The organism is Nocardia aurantia (assembly GCF_009604425.1).
GTDB lineage: Bacteria > Actinomycetota > Actinomycetes > Mycobacteriales > Mycobacteriaceae > Nocardia > Nocardia aurantia.
In genome coordinates this window covers 364,405-389,035 of record NZ_WEGI01000001.1, presented here as the reverse complement: position 1 = coordinate 389,035, position 24,631 = coordinate 364,405, and the positions used below count along the sequence as shown (strand labels likewise).

Annotated in this window: 19 protein-coding genes and 1 pseudogene; 8 read left to right on the top strand and 12 right to left on the bottom strand. The window is 69.8% G+C overall.

What is annotated here, in order from left to right; genetic code table 11:
• Nucleotides 1-16 precede the first annotated feature (16 nt).
• From NRB56_RS01795 to NRB56_RS01775, 5 genes are all read right to left on the bottom strand, one after another.
• Nucleotides 17-1,114 carry an amidohydrolase family protein gene (locus tag NRB56_RS01795; RefSeq protein WP_153338687.1) on the bottom strand — a complete coding sequence of 366 codons (1,098 nt, stop codon included), beginning with the start codon at nucleotides 1,112-1,114 and terminating at the stop codon, nucleotides 17-19.
• A gap of 285 nt (nucleotides 1,115-1,399) precedes the next feature.
• Nucleotides 1,400-2,254: a metal ABC transporter permease gene (locus NRB56_RS01790; protein ID WP_153338686.1), complete on the bottom strand. Its 855-nt coding sequence runs from the start codon at nucleotides 2,252-2,254 to the stop codon at nucleotides 1,400-1,402.
• Nucleotides 2,251-3,540, bottom strand: a complete 1,290-nt coding sequence (locus NRB56_RS01785) for a metal ABC transporter permease (RefSeq protein ID WP_153338685.1) — start codon at nucleotides 3,538-3,540, stop codon at nucleotides 2,251-2,253. Before NRB56_RS01785 ends, NRB56_RS01790 begins: the two co-directional genes overlap by 4 nt.
• On the bottom strand, nucleotides 3,537-4,427 hold the full coding sequence (locus NRB56_RS01780) for a metal ABC transporter ATP-binding protein (protein WP_153338684.1): 891 nt from the start codon (nucleotides 4,425-4,427) through the stop codon (nucleotides 3,537-3,539). The genes NRB56_RS01785 and NRB56_RS01780 overlap by 4 nt, the downstream gene beginning before the upstream one ends.
• Nucleotides 4,428-5,378, bottom strand: a complete 951-nt coding sequence (locus NRB56_RS01775) for a metal ABC transporter solute-binding protein, Zn/Mn family (RefSeq protein WP_153338683.1) — start codon at nucleotides 5,376-5,378, stop codon at nucleotides 4,428-4,430.
• Between the two features lie 592 nt (nucleotides 5,379-5,970).
• On the opposite strand from NRB56_RS01775, the gene NRB56_RS01770 reads away from it, so the two are divergent.
• Nucleotides 5,971-6,813, top strand: coding sequence for an MHYT domain-containing protein (locus NRB56_RS01770; protein ID WP_319942431.1), 843 nt, complete (start codon nucleotides 5,971-5,973; stop codon nucleotides 6,811-6,813).
• A gap of 12 nt (nucleotides 6,814-6,825) precedes the next feature.
• On the opposite strand, the gene NRB56_RS01765 is transcribed toward NRB56_RS01770, so the two are convergent.
• Nucleotides 6,826-7,110: a hypothetical protein gene (locus NRB56_RS01765; protein ID WP_153338682.1), complete on the bottom strand. Its 285-nt coding sequence runs from the start codon at nucleotides 7,108-7,110 to the stop codon at nucleotides 6,826-6,828.
• A gap of 568 nt (nucleotides 7,111-7,678) precedes the next feature.
• Between NRB56_RS01765 and NRB56_RS01760 the strand changes: the two genes are divergently transcribed.
• The 5 genes from NRB56_RS01760 to NRB56_RS01740 all read left to right on the top strand — a co-directional run bounded on the left by NRB56_RS01760 (nucleotide 7,679) and on the right by NRB56_RS01740 (nucleotide 17,599).
• Nucleotides 7,679-12,313, top strand: a complete 4,635-nt coding sequence (locus tag NRB56_RS01760; protein ID WP_153338681.1) for a hypothetical protein — start codon at nucleotides 7,679-7,681, stop codon at nucleotides 12,311-12,313.
• A gap of 62 nt (nucleotides 12,314-12,375) precedes the next feature.
• Nucleotides 12,376-14,115, top strand: a complete 1,740-nt coding sequence (locus tag NRB56_RS01755) for a dynamin family protein (protein ID WP_153338680.1) — start codon at nucleotides 12,376-12,378, stop codon at nucleotides 14,113-14,115.
• Between the two features lie 538 nt (nucleotides 14,116-14,653).
• Entirely contained in the window at nucleotides 14,654-15,475 is an 822-nt protein-coding gene (locus NRB56_RS01750; protein ID WP_153338679.1) for a hypothetical protein, read from the top strand.
• Nucleotides 15,476-15,564: 89 nt separating this feature from the next.
• Entirely contained in the window at nucleotides 15,565-16,383 is an 819-nt protein-coding gene (locus NRB56_RS01745) for a hypothetical protein (protein ID WP_153338678.1), read from the top strand.
• Between the two features lie 352 nt (nucleotides 16,384-16,735).
• A complete protein-coding gene (locus NRB56_RS01740; RefSeq protein WP_319942430.1) occupies nucleotides 16,736-17,599 on the top strand; it encodes a hypothetical protein in 864 nt (287 codons plus the stop codon).
• 71 nt (nucleotides 17,600-17,670) lie between these two features.
• Here the strand turns inward: NRB56_RS01740 and NRB56_RS01735 are convergent, their stop codons facing one another.
• Nucleotides 17,671-18,399, bottom strand: a complete 729-nt coding sequence (locus NRB56_RS01735; protein ID WP_319942429.1) for an IclR family transcriptional regulator — start codon at nucleotides 18,397-18,399, stop codon at nucleotides 17,671-17,673.
• A 551-nt stretch (nucleotides 18,400-18,950) separates the two neighbouring features.
• Between NRB56_RS01735 and NRB56_RS01730 the strand changes: the two genes are divergently transcribed.
• Nucleotides 18,951-19,802: a hypothetical protein gene (locus tag NRB56_RS01730; protein ID WP_153338676.1), complete on the top strand. Its 852-nt coding sequence runs from the start codon at nucleotides 18,951-18,953 to the stop codon at nucleotides 19,800-19,802.
• A 148-nt stretch (nucleotides 19,803-19,950) separates the two neighbouring features.
• Here the strand turns inward: NRB56_RS01730 and NRB56_RS39990 are convergent.
• Nucleotides 19,951-20,031: pseudogene (locus NRB56_RS39990) on the bottom strand (MspA family porin); the annotation flags it as partial.
• A gap of 494 nt (nucleotides 20,032-20,525) precedes the next feature.
• Nucleotides 20,526-21,095: a C40 family peptidase gene (locus NRB56_RS01720; RefSeq protein WP_153338675.1), complete on the bottom strand. Its 570-nt coding sequence runs from the start codon at nucleotides 21,093-21,095 to the stop codon at nucleotides 20,526-20,528.
• A gap of 31 nt (nucleotides 21,096-21,126) precedes the next feature.
• Between NRB56_RS01720 and NRB56_RS01715 the strand changes: the two genes are divergently transcribed.
• Nucleotides 21,127-21,291: a hypothetical protein gene (locus NRB56_RS01715; RefSeq protein ID WP_153338674.1), complete on the top strand. Its 165-nt coding sequence runs from the start codon at nucleotides 21,127-21,129 to the stop codon at nucleotides 21,289-21,291.
• 65 nt (nucleotides 21,292-21,356) lie between these two features.
• On the opposite strand, the gene NRB56_RS01710 is transcribed toward NRB56_RS01715, so the two are convergent.
• From NRB56_RS01710 to NRB56_RS01700, 3 genes are all read right to left on the bottom strand, one after another.
• The gene (locus NRB56_RS01710; protein WP_153338673.1) at nucleotides 21,357-22,250 is read right to left on the bottom strand and encodes a DMT family transporter; all 894 of its coding nucleotides are present in this window, start codon (nucleotides 22,248-22,250) and stop codon (nucleotides 21,357-21,359) included.
• A 263-nt stretch (nucleotides 22,251-22,513) separates the two neighbouring features.
• Nucleotides 22,514-23,218: an FHA domain-containing protein gene (locus NRB56_RS01705; RefSeq protein WP_227837054.1), complete on the bottom strand. Its 705-nt coding sequence runs from the start codon at nucleotides 23,216-23,218 to the stop codon at nucleotides 22,514-22,516.
• A gap of 139 nt (nucleotides 23,219-23,357) precedes the next feature.
• Nucleotides 23,358-24,617 carry a vWA domain-containing protein gene (locus tag NRB56_RS01700; protein WP_319942428.1) on the bottom strand — a complete coding sequence of 420 codons (1,260 nt, stop codon included), beginning with the start codon at nucleotides 24,615-24,617 and terminating at the stop codon, nucleotides 23,358-23,360.
• Nucleotides 24,618-24,631 lie beyond the last annotated feature (14 nt).

Below are 24,631 nucleotides of genomic sequence, written 5' to 3'. Positions count from 1 at the left end.
CGGAAAACGTGTTTGTTCACCGCACCCCGGCGGTGGTGATGGTGTCGATATCGATGCCGTAGAGGCCGGCGGCGTTGCGCCACAACAGCTTCTCCCGCTGCTCGCCGGACAGGGCCGACGGCACCTTCGCCGCCTCGCCCAGCTGCCAGTGCGGGTAGCTCGACCCGAACATGACCATGTTCTCTTTGCCGGTGAAACCGAACCACTCCCCGGCGTATTCGACGTCGCCCGGGCCGTCCATCGCGCCCTGCACGAAGTAGACGTGCTCGGGCAGGTAGGCGCTCGGCATCTGCGGCGCCCACGGGGTCTGCTCCAGATGCGGGCGGCCGAAGGTGTCCATCCGCCACATGAACGGCGTGAGCATGTCGGCGGCGCCGTCAGCCCACACCCAACGCAACCGCGGGAAGCGTTCGAAGACGCCCTCCGCGATCATGTTCATCAGGTGGTAGATGTAGTTCAACGCCATGAACGACGCGTACTGCTCGTAGGTGCGCGGATGCCCGGACGGCGTCGGCGGATTCTCCACGCCGCTGCCGGTCTCGATGTGCACCGCCACCGGCAGGCCCGCCTCCTCGGCGGCCTCCCACAGCGGCCAGAACTGCGGCTTGCCGTACAACTCGCGCGACTGCAACGGGATCCCGATCTGCACGATCTGCGGATTACCCTGCCAGCGCCGGATCTCCCGGATCGCGCCGGAGATGTCGTCCGGGCACACCCGGATCGTGCCGCGGAACCGCTCCGCGTACCGGCCCGACTCCAGCCAGTTCGACACCATCATCTCGTTGTGCGCCGCGAGGATCGCCGACGTCAGATGCCGGTCGGGCAGGACGCCGCGGGTCATCGGATGCAGCACCGCCACATCGACGCCGCGCTCCAGGAACAGATGCTCCCCCACCACGTCCGGCTCCGAGCCGGGGTACTCCCCGTTCGGGCCCTCGGTGCCCGGCGCGTACTCGCCGCCCGGTGCGCCGTACCAGTCCATCTCCACGTCCGGGATGCCCCGGGACCGGTACGGCTCCCGCAGGGCGTTCCGGAACTCCCGGTTCGATCGGAAGAAGATGTGGACACTCGCATCGATCAACGGAATGCGGGTGCCGTCAGGCAAATCCAGCAATTGCAGCTCCCACTCACGGTCGTTCGGACCACAGCCATGCCTGCACGGCAACAGGCACACTCTTGCAATCCTTACAGTGATAACGATACTTCCGGATTTGGAGAATCGCAATACCGTAGTGAGTCTCCGCTTACTGCTGGAAGGTTGCCGGAAGGGGCCGTGCGCGTTGCCGCCGCGCCCGCCGGACCTGCGGGTATCCATGCCCGCGCAGAGGAGGGATACCCGCCGCTCCTACCCACTATGCGCGCTTCGGCCGCCGCCCGCACCGGTCGCGGCGCGGCCGGTTCACGCCCGGGCCGGGACGCCGGTCACACCGGAACGGATTGCGCGCCACAGCAGCCCACCGGCGACCACCACGAGGTATCCCCCACCGGCCACCGCGGTGACGGTGAAACCGGCCGGAGCTGCCGGTACGACCCAGGACAGGGCGATACCCGCCCAGACCGCCACCGTGGCGAGGACCGCCGACAGGCCGAACGCCGGCCACGGCCGGGCGGTCAGCCGGGCGGCGGTGGCGGCCGGCGCGGTGAGCAGGCCGAGTACCACCACCGCCCCGACCAACTGGGTGGCCTCGGCGACTGTCGCGCCGACCACGGCCAGGAATCCCATGCCCAGGAGCCGGACCGGCACTCCGGCGGCGCGGGCCACCGCGGGGTCGACGGTCGCGAACAGCAACGGCCGCGCGATCGCCAGCAGCACCGCCAGGGCCGTCACCGCGATGGCGACCGCGATCGCCGCGGCCCGTGTGCCGATCCCGAAGATGCTGCCGAACAAGACGTTCACATTGGCGTTGCCGTGCTCGCTGCTGCGATGTGTCGTATATATACCGAGAAACAGCCCTCCCAGGCCGAGGATCCAGGCGAAGAACGAACCGATCGCCACATCGTCGGCGCCGCCGCGCAGCGCCCCCGCTCCCAGCACCACACCCGCCGCCATCGCGGCCGCGAAAAGCCCGGCGCGAGGCGAGAATCCGAACATCAGCGCGGCCATGGCACCGGTGTAGGCGACGTGCCCGAGCGCGTCGCCGGCGAACACCTCACGCCGCAGCACCAGGAAATACCCCACCGCCCCGCACAACAGCGCCACCGCCGTCCCCGCGATCAGGGCGTGCACCAGGAACGCATGCGCGACAAGGGTCATGCCGCTTCTCCTTCGATAACGCGGCGGCCGCTTCCGAGGGCTCTCTCCGCAGCGTCCGGACAACCCCGGATGTCGCCGCGCAACACCGGTGATTTCCGGCGTAACCGGCGAGCGCGGAACAGAATCGACGACAGGCCGAGCGCCGGGCCGGACGGATCCGGCGGAGCGGACGACGAGCGGCGCCGCCGCGCACGCGACAGCGGGCAGAGGGCACCTGTGAACGGGATGCGGGTATCGGCGGCAGCGGCGTGCGGCGGGGACCCCTCACGTCCACGCCGCGACGCCGCTGCCGCGTCCGCTTCGCCGGAAACAGCGGGGAGAGAGGCGCTCTCGTCCGATGTCCTCGGCGGGTTCCTGTCCGGTGGGGTGGCCGGAAGGGCGAACTTCTCGCCCCGCACTCCGGGCGAGGCGGGGCTCCGGGGGCCACCGGATCGGCGATCGCGCAGGTGATCGATCCGGACGGCGGCCATATGGGTGGCGAAAGCGTATGTGCTGACCCAGAATCCGATGGGGTAGGGCGAGAAGAAGGCGGAGGCCGTGCCCAGCCAGGTGACCGCCACGGCGATCGCGATGGAGCAGGCGATGCCCCGGCCCGGGTGGGTGGTGAGGCGGTGGGCCGCGGCGGGCGGAGCCACGAGGAGTGCGAACACGAGCAGACTGCCGGTGATCTGGCCCGCGCCGGCGGCGGCGACGCCGAGCAGCACGAGGAAGAGTGCGGCCACCAGGCGTGTCGGTACTCGCTGTGCCGCAGCTGCTTTCGGGTCGATCGAGGACCACAGTAAGGGGCGGCCCAGGAACGCGAGCAGCAGCAGGCACGGGACGGCGGCGGTGAGCAGGAACCGGACCTGCCCGGTGGTGACGCCGGTGATCGTGCCGAACAGCAGGCTCGTCAGGCCGGACAGGAAGCCGTGGTACAGGCTCACGAACAGCATTCCGGCCGCGAGCGCGAACGCTTGGAGGGTGCCGATGACCGCGGCGTGTTCGCCGGAGGCGTTCGCGCGCGTCGCGGCGGGCAGCGCGCCGATCACCAGGGCGGCGAGCACGCAGATCGCGAAACAGCCGTAGCCGGGGGCGATTCCGAGCCAGGTCGCGGCGGCCGCACCGGGGAAGCCGACCACAGCCAGGGTGTGACCGGCGAAGGCCTCGCGGCGCAGCACCATCATCCAGCCCACCACGCCCGCCACCACGGCGACGACGGCACCGGCGCGAAACGCGTTGACCATGAACGGATATGACAGCATCTGCCGCAGATCCAGCCACAGATTCCAGCCGAGGTGCGGTGTCATCGTGGCACCCCCGGATCGGAACTCGAAGGGCCGGAGGGGGTTCCGGGCCGGCCGACCACCACCGGCAACCCGGCCGAATCGTGGAGGACCTCGATCGGGATGCCGTGCAGGGCCGTCAGCCGTCGCGGGGTGATCACCTCGGCGGGGGTGCCGGTGGCCGCGGCGCCGCCCGCCAGATAGATGACGCGATCCAAGTGTGGCAGAAGGGGATTCACGTCGTGGGCGACCATCAGCACTGTCACGCCGTCCGTCCGGCAGAGGTCACGGATCAAGGTGATGATGCCCGCTTGGCCGGGGAGGTCGAGGCTGTCCAGTGGTTCGTCGAGCAGCAGCAGTGCGGGGCGGCGGATCAGGGCCTGCGCGATCAGCAGGCGTTGTTGTTCGCCGCCCGAGCAGCGGCCGATCGGCCGGTCGGCGTATCCGCTCGCGCCGACCCGCGCCAGCACCTCGTGCAGCCGTTGCCTCCGGGCTCGCCGCCGGCGCGGGAACAGTATGGGAAGCGGTGTGCCCCAGCGTGTTCCGTCCAGCCCCAGACGGACCACGTCGGCGCCGCGCAGCCGGACCGCGGTGTCGAACGCGCGCCGCTGCGGGAGGTAGCCGATCCGCGGGTTGCGGCGGCCCGGGCGCTCGCCGAGCACCTCGGCGCTGCCCGCGACCACCGGCACCAGGCCGAGCAGCACATCGAGCAGGGTGGATTTCCCGGCCCCGTTGGGACCCAGCACCGCGACGAATTCGCCGGGCCGGACCTCCAGCGAGACATCGGACCAGATCCGGCGGCCGCCGCGGGCCGTCGCCGCGTCGCGCAGCCGGACCACCGGCGGCTCGCCGGAGCCGGCCGCCGGCACGGTCGCTCCGGCCGCCATCGCGTTCGCCTGCGCGATGGCCATCTATGCGCCGGTCGCTCGGTGCAGCGCGTCCGCGAGCGCCTGCAGTTGACCGGTCTGCCAGTCCTGGAAGGTGGCGCCGGCGGGGGCCGGGGTCTCGGTGACCGTCGTGACCTCGATGCCCGCCCGCTTCGCCGCGTCGACCTGGGCCTGCACGTCCGGTGTGCTGTTCTGGCTGTTGAAGATGTAGACCTTCAGCGCCTTCGCGGTGATCTGCGCGTCGATGGCGGCCTTGTCGGCCGGGGACGGGTCGGTACCCTCACTGATCGCCTTCAGAAAGGCTTCGGGGGTAACGAGATTCAGCCCGAGCGCCTGTGCCAGCGGTTCCACGATGGACTCACTGGCGCCCACCGGGGTGCCCGCGTACTTCTGCCGGATCTCCGCGATCAGGGCCTGATATCTCGCCAGATCGCCGGATACGAACCGGTCGTGCCGCTGGTCGAAGTAGGCGGCGTCGGCCGGGTCGGCACGCTTGTAGTTCGCCGTGACGAGGTCGGCCACCGCCGCGACCGCGGCGGGCGAGTACCACTGGTGTGGGTTGCCGTCGGCCGGGACGTTCAGCTGCTTCCCGATGTTCAGCTCGACGCGGTCCTTGCCGGGGCTGGCGGCGAGCAGCCGGTCCGCCCAGGCGTCGTATCCGATGCCGTTGGCGATCACCACCTTCGCGCCGGCCACCGCGCGCGCATCGGCGGGGGTGGGTTCGTAGTCGTGCGGATCGGTGTCCGGATTGGTGATGATGCCGGTCTCGTGCACCTTGTCGCCGCCGAGCGCGGCGGCGATGCCGCCCCACGCGTCGATGGTGGCGACCACCTCCAATTTCCCACCGGCCGTGGCAGTTTCGTCACCACCCGGCGATGGTGCGGAGGTGCCGCAGCCCGCCGCCACCACCATCGCCAGTGCGGTCGCGCCGAGCGCCGCACCCCTCACACGCCTGCCGGAACCGGGTCGAGCCATCGCGCATCCCTCATCAGTTTTCGAAAGTGAAAATCATTGTCGATAAGGTAGCAGGCCGGCCCGGCGCGCATCAACCGGCACTCGAATCGGACATGTCGCACATTGGTGGCAAACATGGCGCAGCGACTCGGCGACACTCACCCGCCGACGCGTTCTCGCCATCGCGCGGTCGCCCCCGGCACACCCCGGGCCAACCCGCCGACATCGGTCGGCCAGTCGAAACACCGTGCGCGGCACGCGGTCTCCGCACACTTCCGGCGCACCGATGCGCCGCCTCGGCGCATATGCGACAGTTCGACGAAAGTTGTTGCAGAGCAACGCTTTTACGCACCACCTGCTGGATGTCCCGACGACTCGGGGCAATTCACGAGATGCGTCGGAGTCACCGGACCGTTAGCTTCGGAAAGAATCGGACATCAGGTTACCGACAATCCGAACAACCCGAATTGGAGGACTCCTCGCGCATTCCGCTGGTGACCGGCGTTTACCGCAGCGGAATGGCCTACCTGCGACACAGCCCCTTGCAAACGATCGGCAAGTGAACCAGAGTCCCCTCCCATCAAGAGGGCTCGTCGACCATCGGAGTACGCGCGTGCTGGAACTCGACCACTTCAGCTATGGATGGGTAACACCCGTTCTGGCCTATGTCATGTCCGTCATCGGATCCGTGCTCGGCCTGCGGTGCGCCTTCCACGCGCGGTCGGCCACCCGGCCCGCGGTGTGGCTCGCGGCCGCCGCCGTCGCGCTCGGCGGCGCCGGCATCTGGGTCATGCACTTCACCGCGATGCTCGGCTTCTCCATCCAGGGCGTCGCGATCGCCTACGACGTTCCGCTCACCCTGCTCAGTGCCGTGGTGGCCATCGTGGTGGTGTGGATCGGATTGTCGATCGTGGTGCGGTGGAACCTGGAGATCCTGGCGCTGCCGCTGGGCGGGGCCGTCACCGGCCTCGGCGTCGCGGCCATGCACTATCTGGGCATGCGCGCGATGCGGACCGATACCGCGAGCATCCGGTACAGCCTGCCGATCGTGATGTTGTCACTGGCCATCGCGGTGGTGGCGGCCACGGTGGCGCTGTGGTTCATGCTGCATCTGCACGGCCTGGCCGCCTCCCTGGGCGCGGGCCTCGTCATGGGCGTGGCCGTGTGCGGGATGCACTTCACCGGAATGGGGGCGATGCGCGCCTTCCATCACGATCGCGACGGCTCGTTACAGGGCGCCGATTCGATGCATCTGCTCATGCCGCTGATCACCACGGTCACGATCGTCACCATGGTGCTGATCATCGTGGTCGGCCTCGCCGAGATAGACGAGCGCAGCCTGCGCGAGTTCGCCGATCCGATCGAGCCCGTCCACACCCCGGCGCCGGGCAGCTGGCATCTCGGGCCTGATCGCGAAATCGACGTGGCGGCAACCGATTTCAGGCCGAGGCGATAGCCGGAGTACCGGTCAGACCCGATCGCCCTCCGCCTGGCCGCGGGCGCGTGCCACCCAGGCGTCCGCGAGCGCCTTGGCCTCCTCGACACCGCGCGCCGAGGATTCCCGCAGCATGGACCCGTCCGGCCGGCCGACCCGCCACACGCAGGTCGCGCCGGCCGTCCGCGTCACGCGGCCCCGATATTCGCCGTAGTCCTTCACCAGCCACGGCGCGTCGGGCGTACCCGCCGGCTCCCAGCCCCCGGTGGCGTCCGCCGGGCACAACGGCCCGCCCGAACCCGCTCCCGTACCGCTCACCGCCACACCCCCTCCGCCGACTGCCGGGACCACCCGAATACGTACGCCTTGCATTGTGCCGCAACGTGTTTCCCATGTATATCCGCGATTCGCACATCCGCCACGGTCGCGCCGCGGCGATGTCCACATCGCGACATCCGATCGACTCCCGGGCGCGCGCGCATCCGGCGGTGATCGGTTCGTGATGGGCGGCCGATCCCACGAAAAACCCGGGACCTGCGCTTATAGCCAAGTGTAGGTATCATCGCGGTAACGGTGGTGCCGGGGACACTCGCTCCCGGCGGTTCGTGCCGCGCAGCCCGCGCGGCGAGCGGCCGACCGCGTGTCACCGTGCTGCGAATTGCGCCGACCGGTCTCAGCCAGGGGCCTGTGTCCCGACGTCCGGCAACCCCCGAATTTCACGGGCAAAGGTCTTGACGTCTGCTGTGAGCCCGGTGTGAGCACTCGGCTGACTCACAGACTTCTCCCACCTACCCGCCAGCGGATGACCGTAACTTCGCAGGCAGGGATGGCGATACAGCCCACATAGGCGATTGTGCCGATTGTTATCAGGAAAGGCAGTTCCACCATGGCCCTCGGCAACAACCTCGGGGAAGCAACGGTCTTCGGCGTCGGCAACGACCCAGCGAACGATCAGTCAGACGACATTCACGCCGCCACGACACCCCATCTGGCTGCCGGGGCGGTATCCGCCCTCGGACCGGCCGGCACCGGAATCCTGGTCGGCAATGTGGACACCGTGGACGTCGATTCCGGCGCCGGTGTCGTCCCCACTCCGGACGGCCTCTCCTTCCAGGCCGGCGAGCACGTCACCGCCGTCGACGCGCACGGCTTCGCCGCCGGGGTGGCCACCCCGGTGGGCAGTTCCTTCGTCGCCGGTGAACAGAGCCACATCCTGGATCAGCAGAGCCATGTCGGGGTCACCCCGGGCCTGCTCAGCACCACCTTCGACGCCGGTCAGGACACCTATGTGGCCGACCACAGCGCGAGCGCCGCGGGCATCTCCACCCCCTTCGCCTCGGCCTACGCCGCGGACGAGGCGAACCACGTCGACGCCGAGTCCAGTCATGTGCACAGCACCACGGGCCTGCTCGGCTCCGAATTCGACGCTTCCACCTCGAGCCACGTCTACGACGAGACCGCGCACGCCGGTTCCGTGTCGACGCCGTTCGGCAGCGCGTTCACCAGCTCCGAGGCCGATCACGAGGCCGACCACAGCGCCGACGTGCACACCTCGGTCTCCCCGTTCGGCACCGAGTTCTCCGCCGACCGCACCGACCACGTCGCCGATCACAGCGCGGACGCCTCCGGGTACGTCACCCCGTGGGGCAGCGCCTTCGAATCCGACGAGCAGACCCACGTCGCCGACGACAGCGTGCACGTCGCCGGCGCCGTCACCCCGTTCGGCACCGAGTTCGACGGGTCGCAGACCTCCTTCAACGAGGACGACAGCCGGCACGTCAGCACCGGCACCGGGCTGTTCGGCGGTTACACGAACGTCGACGACCGGCACAGCGAGGCCGACCAGGAGCACAGCGTCCACTCGGTCGACGGCGTGTTCGGCTCGGCCTACCAGGCCACCGACGCCGCGCACGCCGAGTCCGGCGATCTGCGGATCGCCGAGCAGCACGGACTGTTCGGCTCGTCGGAATCCATCGACGCCGGCCATCACGAGGGTGACGTCTACCACGGCGTCAACGCGGTGAGCACCCCCTTCGCCTCCGCCTCGGAGACCGTCGACCGGGTCCACGGCGAGAACGACACCTTCCACGAGGACCGCGGCGCGAACTTCTTCGGCAGCCACCAGGAGATCGACGCCGCGCACAACGAGTACGACGACCAGCGGATCACCCACGTGGTGAACACCCCGCTGGCCTCCGGATACGAGTCGGTCGAGCAGTCGCACGCCGAATCGGACACCCTGCACGAGAGCGAGCAGGCCGGCTGGTTCGGCAACTCGTCGAGTATCGACGCGGGCCACCACGAGGCCGACGGCTACCACTCCGTCGACATCGTCAACACCCCGTTCGGTTCGGCCGCCGACACCGCGGACCGCGTGCACATCGAGAACGACACCCTGCACGAGGATCACGGCGCCAACCTGTTCGGCACTTACAACGACGTCGACCTCGCGCACGACGAGTTCGACGCGCAGTCCTCGAGCCATGTCGTCAACACCCCGTTCGGCGGGTCGTACCAGGCCGTGGACCAGGTGCACGCCGAGTCCGACAGCCTGCAGGAGAGCGAGCGGGCCGGCTGGCTCGGCAACTCGCAGACCATCGACGCGGCCCACCACGAGGCCGACGGCTACCACGCCGTCGACGTGGTGAGCACCCCGTTCGGCTCGGCGGGATCGACCGCCGATGCCGTGCATCTCGAGAACGACAGCCTGCACGTCGATCGCGGGGCCGGCCTGTTCGGCAGCCACGAGAACATCGACGCCGCGCACAACGAGTTCGACGAACAGTCCTCGAGCCACTTCGTCGACACCCCGTTCGGCGGGGCCTACGAGGCGACCGACCGGACGCACGCGGAGGCCGACACCCTGCACGAGTCGCGCGAGACCGGGCTGTTCGGCTTCGGTCACGAGACCGTCGACGCGTCGCATCAGGAGGTCGACGGCTACCACTCGGTGCAGGCCGTGGACACGCCGTTCGGTTCGGCCTCGCACACCGAGGACGACACCCACGCCGAGTCGGACACCCTGCACGTCGACGAGAGCACCGGGCCGTTCGGCTCGCACTACCAGACCGTCGACGCGACCCACTCGGAATTCGACGAGCACGAGGTCACCAACGCGGTGAACACCCCGTTCGGGTCGGCCTACGAATCCGTCGACCAGACCCACGCCGAGACCGACACCGTGCACGAGACCGACGCCTCGCTGGGCACCTTCGGGCCCAGCTTCCAGACGGTCGACGAGCACCGGGTGTCGGAGGACAGCGTGAAGGTCTCCGGCGGCGTCTCCTCCGGGCTCGGCGGTGCCGGCGGCTCGATCACGGAGACCCAGACCGAGACCGACGACATCCACTCCATCAGCGGCTCGCTGATCCCCGGCGGCCCCGGCTTCTCGGCCACCATCGAGACCAGCGTCGTGCAGGACACCGTGTCGGCCAACGGCGGACCCGCCATCCCGGTCGGCGGTTCGGCGGGCGTCGAGGTCGGCGTGAACATCGGCGGCGTCGGCTTCGAATTCGGCATCAACACGGGCGCCGGGCTCGGCGCGGCGGGTGGCCTGGGCGGCGAGCACGGCGGCTTCGGCGATCAGGGCCACGGCGGCTTCGGTGTGGGTGGCTTCGACCAGGGACACAACGGCAACGGCTTCGGCGACCACGGCCAGGGCGGCTTCGGCCAGCCGGGCTTCGGTGGCGAGCACAACGGGTTCGGCGATCACAACGGATTCGGCGATCACAATGGGTTCGGCGGCCAGGCCGGATTCGGCGGCCACGACCACAACGGCTTCGGCGGCCAGGACCACGGTGGCTTCGGCGGGCAGAACCACGACGGGTTCGGCGGGCAGGACCACAACGGGTTCGGCGGCCAGAACCACGGCGGCTTCGGCCAGGGTGGCTTCGAGGGGCACGGCCAGGCGCCGGCGGCCGATTGGGGTCACGCGATCGGTGGCGGCTTCGGCGGCGGGCTCGGTGCGGGCATCGGCGGCCATGTCGGCGCGGGCATCGGTCTCGGTGGCCACGTGGGCGGCGGCTTCGAGGGCGGTCGCCCCGGGACCGGCGCGCAGAATCACGACGGGCACAACGCCGGTCAGGGTTTCGCCGACCACGACGGCGGCCACGGGTTCGATCACGACGGCGGTTCCGATCATTCGGGCGTGTCCGGCCGGACCGGCAACAACGGCATCGGTCACGACAACGACGGACGGAACGGTTCGCACGACAACGAGGGCCGCGGGTCCCAGGACGTGCGCGCCGGCGGCGGTCAGCCGAACGGCAGCCAGCCGGGCGAGATCCGGACGACCTCGGTCGGCACCGGCGCCTCGGCCAACGGCAACGCCTCGGTCAACACGTCCGTGAACGGCAACGCCTCGGTCAACGCGGGTGCGAACGCCGGCGCCGACGCGCGCCCGGTGTTCTCGCAGAGCTCGGCGGCGACCACCGCGGACAGCGCGGCGCACAACGCCGGTCTCTCCGCGAACCTCGCCACCAGCACATCCGCGGGCCTCGGCGCCTCGTCGAGCGCGCTCGGCCAGTCGGCGCTGGGTCAGTCCACCGCGTCGGTGGCGCACGCGAGCACCGCCACGGTGGCGGCGACCGACGCGTCGGCGACGGCCGCGGCCGCCCAGCCGGTGATCGCCACCCCGGTGGCGGCCAACACCGCCAACGCCGCGACGACCTCGCTGTCGTCGACGGTCACCCAGGCGACCAACACCGACGTCCGGGCGGCGGCCGTGGTCGGCACCTCGACCACCGGCGCGGGCCACTCGCCGACCGGCACCGACACCGGCCACACCGCCACCACCGGGACCGGCACGACGGGCACCGGCTCGACCGGAACCACCGGCACGACCCACACCGGCAGCACGGGTACCACCGGGACCACCCACACGCCGACCACCACCGACGGTTCCCACGCCACCACCGGCACCACCGGCACGGCGACTCCGGGCACCACCGGTTCGGCCACGACCGGCTCGGCCACGACGGATACGACGCACTCGGCTCCGACCACCACGACCGGCAGCACCGCCACCACCACCGGCGGCTCCGCTCCCCAGGCCGATCTGGGTGGCAGCACCACCAACGGCGGCGGCGTCAGCTCGCACACCAGCGACAACGTGACACAGCTGCAGCAGCCGGGCTCGAGCACCGCGGGTTCGACCGGTGGCACGACCTCCGGGTCGACCAGCACCGGCACCGATTCGCACGGCACGTCGGGTTCCACCTCGACGGGTACCGGAGCCGCCACCGGCGGTTCCGCCCCGACCACGAGCGCGGGCACGGCGAGCACCGGCACCAGCACGCACACGGATGCCACCGCGGGCACCGACAGCGGCCACTCGGCCGCGCCGACCACCGCGACGCACACCGATGTGACGGCCGGTACCGGCGGCACCGCGGATCACGGCCTGACCGACTCGCACTCCAGCGGTCTGTCGAGCGGCCTGTCGTCGAGCACCGATGTGTCGACGAGCGCACATCCCACCGCGGATGCGAGCCACGACTCAAGCGCCCTTCTCCAGCACTGATTCAGACCCGGCCCGTCCCGCCGCAACCCGGCGGGACGGGCCGGCCGAAAGGACTTCCACTCGTGAGCGCCCCTGCACTGGTCGGCAAAGTGACCGACGCGACTGCAACGATGACCGAAATCCTCACCGATCTGCAATCGGTGACCGAGACCGTCGGCCGCACCGATCTGTCGCGGCGGCTCGCCGCGGCGCAGCGCCGCATCGGCGACGACCGGCTGCGCATCGTCGTGACCGGTGAATCCCGGGCGGGGCTCAGTTCCATCGTCAACGCCCTGGTGGCCGCCGACGTCGCGTTGGTCGGCCAGCACACCCCGCAACCCGCGGTGATCGAGCACGGCGACCGGGTGACCCGTACCCCCGCGCGCCGCGACGGCCTCGTCAGCGTCACCGCCCCGGCCGAACTGCTGGCCGCCGGTGTCGTGCTGATCGATACCCCCGGCCTGGAAGGACCCGAGTCTCGCAGTGCGGCAGCAACTCTGGACCTGCTGCCGACGGCCGACGCGGTGCTCTTCGTGGCCGACGGCACCCACGAGCTGACCATCGGAGACGTCCGCTACCTCAAGCAGTTGCAGGCCGCCTGCTCAGTGGTCGCCTGCGTGATCAACAAGATCGACGCGAATCCGCGCTGGGCCGACGTGCAGCGCGCCAACCGCAAGCTGCTCACCGACGCCGGACTGGACCTGCCGCTGCTGCCGGTGTCGGCCGAGACCCATCGCGCCGGCCATCGCGGTAGCGACAACGGGAAGATCGTCGAGTCGGGCATCCCGCAGCTGACCGGTTACATCCGCGAGCACCTGCTGGCCCGCGCCGCGCTGCTGGCCCGCGAGTCGGTCATCAACGACGTCCGGGTGGTGTCCGATCAGGTGACACTGGCCTTGAACTCGGAGGTGACCCGGCTGCAGGATCCGCAGCGGGATCTGGTGGCGCGCACCCACCTCGAGCAGGCCCGGCAGGCCGCCCTGGCGCTGCGCAAGCGCACCTCGAACTGGCCGTACGCCCTGGGCGACGGAGTCACCGAGCTGAACGTGGCCGTCGAGCACGACCTGCGCAACCGGCTGCGCGCGCTGATCCGCGAGGCGGAACACGATGTCACCAAGGGTGATCCGAGCAAGCGCTGGGCGCAGTTCAACACCTGGATCGGCGACCGCATCAACGCCGAGGTGACCGAGAACTTCCTGCTCGCCCAGCGTCTCTCGGTCGAGCTGGCGGGCACGGTCGCGGCCCGGTTCGCGGAGGACGAGCGGAATTCGGTGCCGCGCATCCGCATTTCCGACACCCGGGACGTGCTGGACAGCTACGGCCCGCTCGAGGAACTGGAGAGCGCGAAGGGCTCGATCACCCAGCGTGCGGTCAGCGCGCTGCGTGGCTCCTACAGCGGCGTGCTGATGATCGGCGTGGCCACCACGCTGGCCGGTCTCGCGCTGGTCAACCCCTGGTCGATCGCCGCCGGCCTGGTGCTGGGCGGCCACACGGTCTGGGAGGACCTGAAGAACGTGAAGGCCCGGCGGCAGCTGGAGGCGAAGATCGCCGTCGGCAAGCTGATGGACGAGGTCTCGTTCCAGGTCGGCAAGGAGTCGAAGCAGCGGCTGCGCGAGGTACAGCGCACGCTGCGTGACCATTTCACCGAGGTGGCGGAGCAGCGGGCCACCGCGGCCGACGCCGCGATCGCGGACGCCGCGCGCGCGGTCGACCGGCACGAGGACGACCGCCGCGACCGGGTGAGCACGGTGGCGGCCGATCTGGAACGGCTGCAACGGATCCGGATGCGCGCGGCGCATCTGGCCGAGGCGGCCGCCGCATAACCGGTTCGGCGGCAACATAATTCGAGGCCCTCGCGGAAGCCGCGGGGGCCTCGTTGTTTCCACGATGTGCATCATCCGGCCGAATGGCGGTAACCCCGTCCGGGTTGTCGATGAAAGCCATGTCCGGACGCCGTAAATAGTCGATGAATTAATTCCGACCGTGCCACCGGGCTTGTGGTGCGAACTCCGCAGGTCCCGCGCATCCATTTCATTACATCCCGCTATCACCGCACGGTATCGCCGGGAATGGCCGAATGGCGGACCACCGTCTACTCTCTGAAGAAGACGTTAATTCTGGTGAGCCAGATAACGTTACCGGAAGTAACACACACCTCGGTATCGGTTGCCGTGAGCTGGCCCGAACCCCACCGCAAGGTGTCCAAACATTTACGGCGAGGTGTCGCGCGCCGTTCATGAATTATTCATAGTGAGTAGAATCTTGACTCTCGCTCAGTTGCCTGGGAAGGTCCGTACTGCGCTGTGTCCGTAGGGCTCCGCGCAGGTCTCACGCAACAAAAGAAGCAAGAGGTCCCCCCTGATGAGGAAATTCGCTGCTTATGCAGCACTTACCGTCAGCGCCGTCGGCGTTGCGGCTGCCCCCGCCTATGCCGATCCGGCTCCGGCCGCTCCGGCTGTCGGCGTCACCGTGCAGGACGGCATCGTCCACGTCCCGTCGTCGCAGGCCCTCGAGGTCAACGGCGTCCACTACACCGTGTCGCGTGACGGCGACTCGGCGGTGCTGACGAGCACCGACGGCACCTTCCGTACCGTCGGTGGCAACCTGGTCATCAGCAACGCCGGCGGCGACGTCGACTCCATCCCGCTGGCCTACCGCAAGGACGCGACCGAGTTCCCGATCGCGGCCCAGATCAGCGACAACACCGTCCGCCTGACGCCCGACACCAAGGCCGAGGACGGCAAGCCGGTCGAGAACCCGATCACCGCGCAGGACATCGCGAACGCGAAGCCCCTGTCGGCCCAGGAGATCACCGAGTCCTTCACCCCGCGTGACGCGCAGGAGCTCAGCGCGTTCTCGCAGCGCTCCTCGATCGCCTCCACCACGGGCGCGATCATCGGCGCGATCATCGGCGGCGGCCTCGGCTGCGTCGTCGGCGCGGGCGTGGCGGGCACCATCTCCGCTGCCGTCAGCGCTCTGCTGGCGGGCCTGCCCGGCGCGGTCATCGGCTGCGTCGCCGGTGCGGCCACCGTCGGCACCGTCGGCACGCTGCTCGGCTCCGCCCTGGTTACCGGCCCGATCCTGCTGTGGGCGGCCTACCAGTACTTCAGCACCATCACCTCGCCGTGCTACGGCCCCGGCACCTACTGCGTCGACCCGGCCCAGCCGGCCCCGCCGAAGTAGAGACCGCTGAGCAAACCGGTGGGTATCCGAGGCTGGTGCCCACCGGGTCCTGGTGCATTGTTCTCGACTGAAAGATCAGGTCCCCCCACATGATGAAGAAGCTCACCGCTGCCGCCGCTCTGGCGACCGCCGTCGTCGCCGTCACCGCGGCCACCGCCCAGGCCGAGCCGGCCCCGGCCGCCCCGGCGGTCGGTGTCACCGTCCAGGACGGCGTCGTGCACGTCCCGGCGTCGCAGACCCTCGAGGTCAACGGTGTCCACTACACCCTGTCCCGCGACGGCGACTCGGCGGTGCTGACGAGCACCGACGGCGCCTTCAAGACGGTCGGCAGCAGCCTGGTCGTCACCAACGCCGCCGGCGAGGGTGTCGACTCGATCCCGCTGACCTACCGCAAGGACGCGACCGAGTTCCCGATCGCGGCCCAGATCAGCGACAACACCGTCCGCCTCACCCCGGACACCAAGGCCGAGGACGGCAAGCTCGCCGAGCACCCGCTCACCGCCACGGATATCGCCAACTCCAAGCCGCTGTCGGCTCAGGAAGTCACCGAATCCTTCACCCCGCGTGACCAGCAGGAGCTGTCGGCCTTCTCGTCGCGTGCCTCGATCGCCTCCACCACGGGTGCGATCATCGGCGCCATCCTGGGCGGCGGCCTCGGCTGCGTCATCGGCGCGGGCGTCGTCGGCACCATCTCCGGCGCCGTGACCGCCCTGCTGGGCGCGTTCCCGGCGGCGGTCGTCGGCTGTGTCGCCGGTGCCGCCACCGTCGGCTCCGTCGGCACCCTCGTCGGCGCGGCCCTGGTCGCCGGCCCGATCGTGCTGTGGTCCGCGTACCAGTACTTCAGCACCATCACCTCGCCCTGCAACGGCCCGGGCACCTACTGCGTCGATCCGGCCCAGCCGAAGTAAGCGCCGGCAACACCCGGCGGGATTTCCGTCGAACAACTGAAAATCAACGGGCAGGCCTTCCGCCGGAAGGCCTGCCCGTTGGCGTATTCATTGCGCTCCGAAGCAGTTCCGGCAACAGTTGAATAATGGGTTAAGAATCGCGCGAATTCGGGCGGCAATGTCCGATTTCGCCATTCACAGGATTCTCGCAGAAACCTTCCGAGCAGCTTTTCTGTGCATTCACCGCGAGGTTCCTGACAGCTTTGACCAGCATTGATGCACAACATCTATTTCATTTCCGGACTATCACGGAATAAGGTTCCGAGCCGGGCACAGCCCGTCGCTCCGGAGCTATCGGCCGAAGCGAGATCCTTTGAATTCGGAAAGCAAGGTCGCCCCCTTGATGATGAAGAAGTTCACCGCAGCCGCGGTGCTGGCCACCAGCGCCGTCGCCATTGCCTCGGCCACCGCCTACGCGGATCCGGTCGCGTCCCCGGTCGCTCCGGGTGTGACCGTGGATCAGGCCGCCGGCATCGTCCATGTGCCCGCCTCCCAGGCCGTCGAGGTCAACGGCGTGCACTACACCCTCTCCCGTGACGGCGACTCCGCCGTGCTGACGAGTACCGACGGCAGCTTCCGGACCGTCGGCGGCAACCTGGTCATCAGCAACGCCGGCGGCCGAGCCGCGGACTCGATCCCGCTGGCATACCGCAAGGACGCGACCGAATTCCCGATCGCCGCGGACATCAGCGGCAACACGGTCCGGCTGACCCCCGACACCGTGGCCGAGGACGGCAAGCCGGTCGAGAACCCGATCACCGCGCAGGACATCGCCAACTCCAAGCCGCTGACCGCACAGGAGGTGACCGAATCCTTCACCCCGCGTGACCAGCAGGAGCTCTCGGCCCTGTCCTCGCGCAGCACGATCGCGTCGGCGACCGGCGCGGTGATCGGCGCCATCCTGGGTGGCGGACTGGGTTGCGCCATCGGCGCCGGCGTCTCGGGCACCATCGCCGGCGCCGTCACCGCCCTGCTGGGCGCGTTCCCGGCGGCGGTGATCGGCTGTGTCGCCGGCGCCGCCACCGTCGGCTCCGTCGGCACCCTGGTCGGCTCCGCGCTGGTCGCCGGTCCGATCCTGCTGTGGTCCGCCTACCAGTACTTCAGCACCATCACCGCACCCTGCACCGGCCCCGGCACCTACTGCGTCGATCCGGCCCAGCCGGCTCCGCCGAAGTAGTCGCGCCGCGCGAAATCACCTGCGGGCGGGCCGCTCTCCGGAGCGGCCCGCCCGCGGGCGGTTCCGGACCGTCAGGCGGTGAGGGTGTCCGGCAGGCCGCGCGCGGGCGCCCCGTCGCCGAGGGCTCGGCTCAGCCGCGCGCCGGCGGCTCGCAGCGGCGGCACGACGGGCCGGATCAGGCCGGCGTCGGGCAGCACCACCGACAGCGCCGCCACCGTGCGGCCGCCCGCGGCGCGCACCGGCACGGCGAGCGTCGTACCCGGATAATGCGCGAGACCGGTGCTGCGGATCTCGGAAAGCAAGCGGCGCAACGTATTCCGATCCGTCACGGCATCCTCGGGATTGCGTGGCAGCCGCTCCGACAGCACCGACTCCCGGAGATCGGCGGGAGCGTGGGCCAGCAGCACCAGCCCGGGGGCGGACGCCTGCAGCGGCGCCCGGCCGCCGACGGTGGTGGCGTCGCGGACGGCACCGGGCGCGCCGAGCCGCTCCACGCACAGCGCCTCACGGCCCGCGCGCACGCTCAACCGGACGGGTTGTCCGACCCGGCCGAGCAGCTCGGTCATCACCGGGAGCGCGGCGGCGCGCACTTCGTTGACGGGCGCGGCCCGGGCGACCAGCTCCCAGATCCGCATGCCGAGGCGGACTCGTTTGTCGGCGTCCCGGCACAGCCAGCCGTACTCGATCATCTCCGTGACCATCCGCGAGGTCGACGGCAGCGGGATCCCGGTCCGCTCGGACAGTTCCGAAACCGTCAGAGCCGAATGCTCCGGATCGAAACCCTCGAAAATCCTTGCCACACGGGAGAACACCGATTCCCCGTTGGAATGTCGCGCCATCGGCCTCGGCCTCACTTCCGTCCTGAGCGCGGAAAACGGTCTTGCCGGATACGGCCGGACGTGACCTTGCCCACCTCCGGCGCTGCTCCGGCAGGCTTCGCCGCCGGAATTTCTCCGGCGGCGACGCGGACGCGTCCCCGGACCGCCTGCCAGAAAACATCGCCTACAGGGAACGATGCCCTTTCGCTCTCAATGATGGTAACTCCGCGGGCGGTCCGGCAAACAATCGGCCCCGGTCGCGGACATCTCCTCACCCGGCCCCCAGCAGCGGGTTCCCGATGTACGCGGAACTATTTCGCTTCATGGCAACCTACCGGCGTGCGATCGCGGATCACATTGACAGAGATCGACATACGATGTCGCATTCTCGGAATCCGTCGAATATGATCCGAGGCGATCTGCCGTATCACTCTGCTTCGGCTCGGCCGAAAGAATCCGTTGCGCAGCACGTTTCGCACCGGCCGCTCCGGAAAGCCGAGCCGACGAGAAGGATTGGAACAACCGTTATGCAAATGCGCAGCGTTACTGCGGCCGCCGCCCTGGTCGTGGGCGCCCTGGCCGCGACCGCGGGCATCAGCCATGCCGATCCCGCCGCCGCGCAGCCGGAGGTCCGCTACTCGGCCAAGCTCGTCGACCAGAAGGTCGTCACGACCCTCCGGGACGGTACCTTCGCGCTCGCCAAGGCGCGCCGAGCGGATCTCGCCGACGGTAAGGACGTCCGCCTGACCGACCGCGACGGCGCGCTGTACGACGCCGACGGCGCGGTCACCAAGCCCGCCGACGCCGTGGACGTGGTCGATGTCCGCGACACCACCGGGCACACGGTGGCCACGCTGCCGCTCGACGTGCACGTGGTCGGCCTGGTGATCCCGGTCGCCCCGGCGGTCAAGGACAACGGCACCGTGCTGGAGCTGACCCCGCAGCGTCCCACCGGCCTGGACGTGTCCCAGCCGCTGGCGCTGAACCCGGTCGCCACCAAGCCGGTCGCCGCGCAGGCCATCGCCTCGGACGCCGAGAACCAGAAGGCGATGTCCGACTTCAGCACCAAGTTCAGCCTGGCCACCGCGGTCGGCGGCTTCATCGGCACCGCGGTCGGCGCGACCATCGGCTGTGTCGTGACCATCGCCGCGGGTTGTGTGGCCGGCCTGGTCACCGGCGCCGGCGTCGGCGGCATCGTCGGCACCATCGCCGCGGGCGGGCCGACCCTGGTCGCCACCGGCCTGGACCTGGTGACCACCATGCAGGCCGCGGACGGCACCTCGCACTACGCCGACAAGCCGTCCGGCCAGACCACCCTGCAGCCCTCCCCCGGCCAGGAAGTCGCGGGCGCCGGTCCGAACCAGCCGCACGGCGCCAACCGCTAGATATCCACAGCTCGACAGCACGGGCCCCGAACCGCCACGGCGGTTCGGGGCCCGTCGCGTGAGAGACCCTCAGCCGATGCCGAACGGCGCGCCCCACAGCGTCGCGTGCCCCGGACACGGTCGGTGTACCGACCATGACCTCGACGAACGCGCAAGCCTGCGCATACCCGCCGCAACCGTTCACGGCGATGGTCTCGTCCTTCCACGTCACGCGGTTGTGGCCGAACATCTCGCGGCAGTCGAGACGTATCGCGTGACGCGTGCAATTCTTTCGCCCGCCGCCATCCCCACAGCCCGGGCGGAACACGCGCACCGAAATCGAAAGCTAATGGACGGACCGGATCTCGTTAGCATAACTTTCCATGAATGAAAGGGCTTCACACTCCCCTTTCGGCAGTTGGCAAATTTTTGGCAAACAGTTTCCTTCAAGGCAAACCCGCTGGCCCGCGGGCCGCTGGGGCACCATCGTCGGAATCGGCCCGTGCGGTGCGCCGCCTCGTCACCGAGCTGTCGCCGGGCGGTCGGCCGGCATCCTTCCGCCCAGCTTTCTCGGTTTCGACGGCTCCCCGCAACGACCATCGGGCCCCCGCGCGTACCCGTCGGAAGTGTGCCCCTCATCGTCTCCCGGCGGGTACGCGCCATTTCTTTACAGATACTTTCACCAAGAAATGGCTATACCCCGGCTAACTCCGTGGAGTCGCCGGGGCACGGCCGAGTGGATGCTCAGAAGCGCCGGGCGCCCGTCACCGGCATGTCGTCGATGGGCGACAGCACCACGCCCCGCGCAGCCGTGGAGGCGTGGATCACCTGGCCGTCGCCGGCGTAGATGGCGGAGTGGTCACCGCCGTAGAAGGACACCAGATCCCCGAGCCGCAGCTCGTCCAGCGACACCGGGATGCCCGCGGCGAGCTGGTCGTAGCTGGTGCGCGGCAGTTCCATCCCGGCCTGCTCGTACGACCACACCACCAATCCGGAGCAGTCGAAGGTGTCGGGGCCGGTGGCGCCGAAGATGTAACTCGAGCCGATCTTGGACCGGGCGGCCTCCACGGCCACCTCCCCGGCCGTCCGCTGGTGGTGTGGCACCCACGGCAGCGACTTGGTGAACTCGGCGAACTGATCGTCCAGCCAGCCCACCGGCCGGATTCCCGGCGACGACTTCCCGTGTGCCGTCACCTGTCCGGTGGTCAGCAACAGGGTGCCGATCGCGCAGATCACGACCAGTGCGGCCGCGAGAACACACCAGAGCACCCGCCTGAGGCGGCTGCGACTTCGACCCTCTGCGGTTCCTGACATACGCGGTCCTCCGATCCTCGTACGAGCGCCGGTGGACCGCCGAGAAGCGCGCGGACGCCATCCGGTCTTCTCGATGGATTTCGAAAAACATCCGATGATCTGTCAGTCCTGCGAATCGGTTGCCATCATTCGTGGCGGCACCCCGGAACACAAAGACAACACGGGTGCCCGCCATAACGAAACAATAAACATCTGAAATATCGCAGATCTCGCCACGCCGAGCGTGCGGGCGGCCGCCCGCGTGGCGGCCGCCCGCCCCGGTCACCGGGCGCTCAGCCCGACCGTGCCGATCAGCAGCGCCGCGCCGCACCAGCCGACCGGGGTGAGGTGATCGCCCAGCAACACGACCGCGAGGATCGTGGCGGTGAGCGGTTCCAGCAGCGCCGCCAGTGCCGCGAACAGCGGCGTCGCGGTGCGCAACCCCCGGAAGTAGAGGGTGTACGCCAGCGCGGTCGGGACACTGCCCAGATAGATCGCCGTGCCGACGACGGCCGGCCGGATCGGCAGCGCCATTCCGGTCACCGCGGCGATCGGGGCCAGCAGCGCGCCACCGAACACCATGCCGAACGCGGTGGTGGGCAACGGCGCCAGACCGGGTACCGGTTCCGCGGTGAGCAGGGTCAGGGTGGCGAATCCGAGCGCGCAGACCAGCGCCAGCAGCAGTCCCGCCACCAGGCCGGCGGTGGTCGTCACCACCCCGGGTGACCAGGTCAGCAGGACCAGCCCGGCCACCGCCGCGGCCAGGGCCGCGATGGTGCGGGCGGCCGGGCGACGGCGGGTCCGCATCGCGGTGCCCAGGGCGACGAAGACCGGCATCGTGCCGATCGTCACCATGGTCGCCAGGCCGACCGAAACATAGTGCACGGCAGCGAAATAGCAGCCCTGGAACTGGCCCAGCAGCGCGCCGCCGGTCAGGATCCGGCGCAGCGCCGCCCGGCTGCGCGGCAGCGCGCGCAACCCGCCGGTCACCGCCAGATAGGCCACGGCGAAACCGCCACCGAGCAGCAGCCGGTAACAGGCCACCGCCACCGGTTGCAGCTGCGCCAGCGCGCCCAATCGGGAACCGGCGAGACCGCCTGTGCCCCAGAGGATTCCGGCCACGATGAGGACCGGTGCGGAACGGTCGCGCGAGCGCGCGACGAGGTCGACGGACATGGGTGTACTCCTGCGTCGAAGGATGTGGGAATCGACGACGCGGGGCGACAAGCGACGATCGACGTCGCGGGAACCGGGTATCCGGAACGGGCCGGAGGACAACCGGTACGGAGAACGAGCCGGGTGGTCACACCGCTCGGCTCGGGAGAATCGCCCCGCTCAGCGCGCGGGCGGCGGGGTGATGCAGAAGAGTCGGTGCACGAGCGTCACCTTAACACCGGGTGCGAGACCGGGGGCGGCGGTCGACCGTCCCCGGCCCGTGCTCACGGCTCGAAGGTGACGGTGATGGTGGTCCAGCCGCCGACGTGGACGCGATCGCCGGGATGCAACGGGATCGGGACCCGCGCCGGGATCAGATCGTCGCTGCCGTTCAGACTGGTGCCGTTGGTGGAGCCGAGATCGGTGATGGTGAGGCCGTTCTCGTCCAGGTGCAGGCGAGCATGCGCCCGGGAGACGCCGATGTCGGCCGGCGCGATGCCGAGGTCGATCTCCGGGTTGAGACCCTGCGAGACACTGCGTTTGCCGATGAGGAAGTCGCTGCCGTGCAACAGGATTCGCCGATCCGGATAGTAGGAAGGGAATTCCACCCGCTCGGCGTCGGGCCCCTCACGGATCAGCACCCGCTGGTAGAAATCCCGGTCCGCGGATACGGTGGCGATCCAGACGTACTCTCCGGCAGGCACTTCCGGCTCGGCGGCGACCGGGCCCGCGGTCTCGGCGCTCGCCTGGTAGACGGGCATCACCGCCGTGTCCTCGGGCGAGCGCGGCGGTGCGGGCAGCGCCGAATCGTGACCGCACTCCTCGCAGAACCGGCCCGCGATCGGCGCGTCGCAGGCCGGGCACCGCGTCTGCTCCGGCGCGGCGGACGACACCACGGTGGCCGCCGCCGGATCACCCTCGAGCGCGGTACCGCACACGTCGCAATAGTCCGTGGCGGTGGACATGTGCCCCTCGGGACAACGAACCATCACTACTCCTGCATCCTGCGGGACACCCGCACCCGGTCGGGACGACGAGCCGCTGCGCGATTGTCGCTCATCGTCCCTCCTGCATCCTCGCGGGACACCCGCACCCGGTCGGGACGACAAGCCGCTGCGCGATTGTCGCTCATTCCCCCTGCGCCTTCCGGACCCGGGCCGTCTTGGTCGAGCGCGCGTCCAACGCCTTCTCGTCGAAGGTGTCGATGGTGCGGCGCAGCCGGACGGTGCCGGTGCGGTCGTCGACCTCGACCACGCCGCGCAGCAGTTTCGCGGTGTTGTCGTTACCGGACTCGGCGGCGAGGTCCACGGCGCGTTGCAGTTTCGCGGTGGCGGTGGACAGGTCGCCCTGCTGCCGCGCCGCCAGTCCGTCCTGGATCGTCTGGGCGAGTTCGGCCTGCCCGGTGTAGTGGGCGACGCGGCGATTGATCCGGGTGGACAGTTCGGTGTCGGCGGTCCACACCGCCTTGACCAGCCCCTGACCCAGCACCTCTGCGCCGGACACCACGCTGATCCGGGCCGCGAGTTTCTCGCGGCCCACCGGGGCCGGGTCGACCCGGATCTGGACGTGGTAGTCGCGGTCGTCGGCGCCGCCCCACGCGCCGAGCAGATACTCGCCCACCTGCGCGCCGGCCTCGGTGCGGGACAGGTCGTTCAGATCGGGGGCGACCTGTTTGACGAACCGCACCACGGCGCCCGCCGGCGTCCACACCCGCAACTTCAGGTCGGACACGGCCTTGCTCATCGAGGCCTGCATCATCGCCGCGAATTCCGCGGCCAGTTCCGCCGGCCGGCGCAGCACGTCCAGACTTCCGTTGAGCCCGAAAGCGATCGAGCGCAACTCCTCCACGATGTAACTGTCGCCGACACCGCGGCAGTCGACGCTCAGCATGCCCTGGGTGCGGCCGATCTCGGTGGCCAGTTGCTCCGGGCTCTCGTGTTCGTTCTTGCCGTCGGACAACAGGATCGCGTGTGCGAGGGCGTCCGGATGCTGCCCGGCGATCTGCCGGGCCAGGCCCACCCAGGTGCCCATCGCGGTGCCGCCGTAGGGCCGCAGCCGGTCCAGTTCCAGCCGGGCCGCACCGCGGGTGGTGTCGTCGGCCGGCAGCAGCGGACCGCGCCGCGGGTAGACCACCTGCGCCTCGGCGGTGCCCGCGATGACGGTGAACAGCGTTCCGTCGGTGATGGTCTCGATCGCGGCGAAGGCCGCGCGCCGGGCGCCCTCGAATCGGTCCCCCGCCCCCATCGAGCCGGAACAGTCGATGATGATGATCTCCAGCCGCTCCGGCGGCGGGGCCGCGGCCGCGAAATCCGCGCCCGCCTCGATGGTGACGATGGCGTCGACCGTGTCGGCCCCGTCGGCCAGATACGAGTTCTGGTCGATCGTCACCGAAATGCCTTGCC